Source organism: Flavicella sp. (genome assembly GCF_029238425.1).
GTDB lineage: Bacteria > Bacteroidota > Bacteroidia > Flavobacteriales > Flavobacteriaceae > Flavicella.
Genome location: NZ_JAQWGB010000095.1, coordinates 1 through 4,352 on the forward strand (window position 1 = coordinate 1; position 4,352 = coordinate 4,352).

The following is a 4,352-nucleotide window of genomic DNA, read 5'->3' on the forward strand; positions in this document are numbered from 1 at the left end:
ATATTTAAAAGAGAAAAGTTTTAAAAGGTGGAGAAAAAGAGTTCATAGTGGTGTCAGCAGTAAGCATTTAAAAAAGAGAAGTGAAGATATAAAACGATTTAAATGCTCAAGACAGAGAGCAATATCGTCTAATAAAATAACTAAGAGATTATGAGAGGTAGAGGTGTAAAAAAAATATTTTTCCCAACAGATTTCAACCTGATTCTTGATCGTGTTGCGAATATAGATGCTGTTTCTTATGAAGAAACAAGAAATTATATAAACGGAGCAGTCAGTTATTTGTCTCCCTACATTTCTAGAGGAGTAATATCAACAAAATTTGTATATCAGGAGTTGATAAAAAGAAGAATGCCTACCGAAAGAATTTTGAAGTTTGTCCAGGAGTTGGCATGGAGAGACTATTGGCAGTTGGTTTGGAAGGAGAAAGAAGATGCCATAAATTATGATATCAAAAATAAGCAGGAACCTGTAATTTCTTATGGAGTATCGTCTGCTTTACATACAGCAAAAACAGGAATAAAGGCAATTGATAAGGCAGTCACAGAATTGTATAGAACGGGGTATTTACACAATCACCTCAGAATGTATATTGCATCCATAGCTTGTAATATTGGAAAAAATTATTGGAAAAAACCTGCGCAATGGATGTACTATCATCTTTTAGATGCTGATTGGGCTAGCAATGCTTTGAGTTGGCAATGGGTGGCAGGTTCAAATAGTAATAAGAAATATTATGCCAATCAAGAAAATATAAATACCTATTGCCATGACAAACAAAAAAGTAGTTTTCTTGATGTGGCTTATGACGATTTTGAAGCTTTACCAGTGCCTGATGTGTTGCTCACTTCAACCATGTTGAGGCTGACAACACCTTTGCCTAAGAATAAAAAAATAATTGTAAATACCAAACTGCCCACTTTGATCTATAATTTTTACAATTTAGACCCTTTGTGGAAAAAAGAATTGACATTGAATAGAATTTTACTTTTAGAGCCCTCTGTTTTTAGAAAATATCCAGTTTCTAAAAAATCGTTGGATTTTGTTTTATCACTATCCAAAAATATTGAGGGAATTCAGGTTTATGTAGGAGAATTTGATGCTTTGGTTTCAGAGTATAAATTGGAAAGAATACGTTTTAAAGAACATCCACTAAACAAACATTATAAAGGAATTCAGGAAGAAAGGGATTGGATGTTTTCAGCGAAAGGTTATTACCCATCTTTTTTTTCTTTTTGGAAAAAATGCAAAAAAGAGCTTCACTAGTGACATTCTTTTTTTTAATATCATGTAGTTTACATGAAAAAAATTAAAATACTACAGGTTCATGTAAATAGTAAATAATGAAGAAACAATATTTACCTCAGAAAGTTTGTGTGGTGTGTGAACGCCCATTTTCATGGAGAAAAAAATGGGAGAAGAATTGGGAGAATGTAAAATATTGCAGTGAGCGTTGTAAACGAAATAAAAAATAATGAAAGAAGTAAACTTAATTTTTCCGCATCAACTTTTTGAAAAATCAATTTTGATTACAAACGGAGCTCCTATATATTTGATAGAAGAGTTTTTATTCTTTAGACAATACCCATTTCATAAACAAAAATTGGCATTCCATAGGGCTTCTATGAAACAGTATGAGATGTTTTTAGAATCAAAAGATTGCGCAGTACAGTATATAGAGTCAAAGGAGAATATTTCCGATGTTAGAGAGCTGCTCTTATTCTTAAAGAGTAAAGGAATTCAAAAAGTGAACTATATTGATCCGGTAGATAATTGGCTTCAAAAAAGATTAGACGAGCAGTGCCAACTATATTCTATAAAACAAGAAATTTTTGACTCCACATTATTTCTAAATACGAAAGAAGAGTTGGCATCATTTTTTAAAAAAGATAAAAAGAAATACCATCAAACTTCATTTTATACTTCTCAAAGAAAAAAGATGAATATCTTAATGGATTCCTTAGGGAAACCAGTCGGAGGGAAATGGACCTATGATTCTGAAAACAGAAAAAAATATCCAGCCAAGAAAACACCTCCAACCGTTTTATATCCGGATATAAATACATTTTATTCGGAGGCATGTAGCTATGTTGGGGACAATTTTTCAGAAAATCTAGGTGACTTAACAGATTATGTTGCTTACCCAAATAATTTTAAAGATGCAGATATTTGGTTGCAACAATTTTTGGAAAATAGATTTATGGAATTTGGACCTTATGAAGATGCAATTGTATCGGATCATTCTATTTTAAATCATAGCGTTTTGAGTCCAATGTTAAATGTAGGCTTAATTACCCCTCAAAAAATAATAGAGGAGAGTGTTGAGTTTGGTTTGGAAAATAATATTCCAATAAATTCAATTGAAGGTTTTGTGAGGCAGATAATTGGCTGGAGAGAATTTATCAGGGGAATGTATGAATGTCGTGGTACTGATGAAAGGACAAGAAATTTCTGGGGTTTTCAAAAAAAAATACCACCGTCTTTTTATACAGGAGATACGGGTATTGGACCTATTGACCAAACGATTAAAAAATTACTAAAAACCGGATATTGTAATCATATAGAACGTCTTATGATTTTAGGGAATTTTATGATGCTTTGTGAGTTTGATCCTGATGAAGTGTATAAGTGGTTTATGGAATTGTTTATTGATAGTTACGATTGGGTGATGGTTCCTAATATTTATGGAATGAGTCAGTTTTCTGATGGTGGATTAATGGCAACAAAGCCTTACATCAGTGGAAGCAATTATTTGATGAAGATGAGCAATTATAAAAAAGGAGAATGGCAATCTGTTTGGGATGGCCTTTTTTGGCGATTTATGGATAAGCATAGGTCTTTTTTTACTAAAAATCCTAGATTAGGTATGTTGGTGTCTATGTTTGATAAAATGCCTCAAGAAAAAAGATCAAAACATATTGAAAAAGCTGAGAATTACCTCAGTAATTTATCCAATTAAAAATTGAATTATGGTGTTTGATACGACTTATAGAAATGATGAATATGATGAGCAAAGTGACCGTTTGCTAGGGGAATCTTTTCGTTTTTTAGAAAAGATTCGCATGGGAGGAGTAGGATCTGCAAGGTTCGTGGTGGCTTCCTTAAGCCCAAAATTAGATTTAGGAAAATTAAAATTTTCTGAAACAGATTATGGAAATATAGAGTTACGTCCTAAAGGAATTATTGTCCATTATTCACGAAAGTTAGAACGATTTTCTTGGATTATCCCTTATTATAAATTAGTGATTTATAGTGCAAACTGTTTTAGTATTCATGCGAATGGAGAATTTGTGAAGTTCAAAAAAAATAATAATTACAAAGGAAACAAAAAGTTCATTTTAAAAATGATGCAATTAAAAACAAACTTTATGTCCTTAGATTATTACGGTTAAACTATCAGAAAATTATTTTAATGATAGAAAAATCAAACAGAAATTTTGTATCTTAATAATAAAGATGAAAAAGAAAATTCACATAATTGGTGCTGGAATAAGTGGCCTTATTGCAGCCTTGGTACTAGAAAATCAAGGGTATGAACCTGTTGTTATAGATTCAAGTGATAGGCCAGGTGGTAGAATAAAAACGGATAAATTTAAAGGTTATCAGTTGGATAGGGGATTTCAAGTATTGCTTACAGCTTATCCTGCAGCACAAAAATATTTGGATTATGAAGACCTGGATTTACAGCTTTTTTTACCGGGTTCTACTATTTTTAAGAATAGATTGAAAAAAACTTTGGGTGATCCGCTAAGGAATATTTCCTTGTTGTTACCCACAATTTTATCAGGGATTGGTACTATAACTGATAAATTAAATATTTTAAAATTAAATAAGATGTTGAAACACACCTCGATTTCAGCTATCTTTTTGAAGGAGGAAAAAACTACGTTGCAATATTTACAAGATTTTGGTTTTTCAGAAAAAATAATTCAAGAGTTTTTTCAACCATTTTTTAGTGGAATTTTTTTAGAAACAGAATTGAGAACTTCGAGTAGGATGTTTGAGTTTGTTTATAAAATGTTTGGAGAAGGTGATGCGGCACTGCCTAAGTCGGGAATAGAGGCAATTCCTAAACAGTTAACTGAAAAATTAAAAAAAACTAAATTTTTCTTTAAAACCAAAGTTCAGTCAATTGAACCAAATAAAATAATTCTTTCCAATGGAGCTATTTTGGATACAGACTTTACCATTGTAGCTACAGATCCAGGGAAAATAATTCCAAGTTTGAATCAACAAAAAAAAATATGGAAGTCTTGTGATACCCTATATTTTGAAGTAGATAAAAAGAAAATTAAAAAAGCATTGATTGGTTTGGTCTCAGACAAAAATTCTTTGATTAATAATATATTTTATCA

General features: G+C 31.3%; 6 protein-coding genes. All 6 read left to right on the forward strand.

The features are described 5' to 3' along the window. Positions 1-154 (forward strand): DUF2805 domain-containing protein (locus tag P8H68_RS07045; RefSeq protein ID WP_300322860.1); only part of this gene is annotated, 154 nt, incomplete at its 5' end. Further along, on the forward strand, positions 151-1,263 hold the full coding sequence (locus tag P8H68_RS07050) for an FAD-binding domain-containing protein (RefSeq protein ID WP_300322853.1): 1,113 nt from the start codon (positions 151-153) through the stop codon (positions 1,261-1,263). The genes P8H68_RS07045 and P8H68_RS07050, both read left to right, overlap by 4 nt. 77 nt (positions 1,264-1,340) lie before the next feature. Next, entirely contained in the window at positions 1,341-1,472 is a 132-nt protein-coding gene (locus tag P8H68_RS07055) for a DUF2256 domain-containing protein (RefSeq protein WP_300322854.1), read from the forward strand. Further along, positions 1,472-2,956: a cryptochrome/photolyase family protein gene (locus P8H68_RS07060; protein ID WP_300322855.1), complete on the forward strand. Its 1,485-nt coding sequence runs from the start codon at positions 1,472-1,474 to the stop codon at positions 2,954-2,956. The genes P8H68_RS07055 and P8H68_RS07060 overlap by 1 nt, the downstream gene beginning before the upstream one ends. Positions 2,957-2,966: 10 nt before the next feature. Further along, on the forward strand, positions 2,967-3,389 hold the full coding sequence (locus P8H68_RS07065; RefSeq protein ID WP_300322857.1) for a hypothetical protein: 423 nt from the start codon (positions 2,967-2,969) through the stop codon (positions 3,387-3,389). Between the two features lie 64 nt (positions 3,390-3,453). Continuing rightward, on the forward strand, positions 3,454-4,352 hold an 899-nt coding region (locus P8H68_RS07070; protein ID WP_300322858.1), incomplete at its 3' end, for an FAD-dependent oxidoreductase.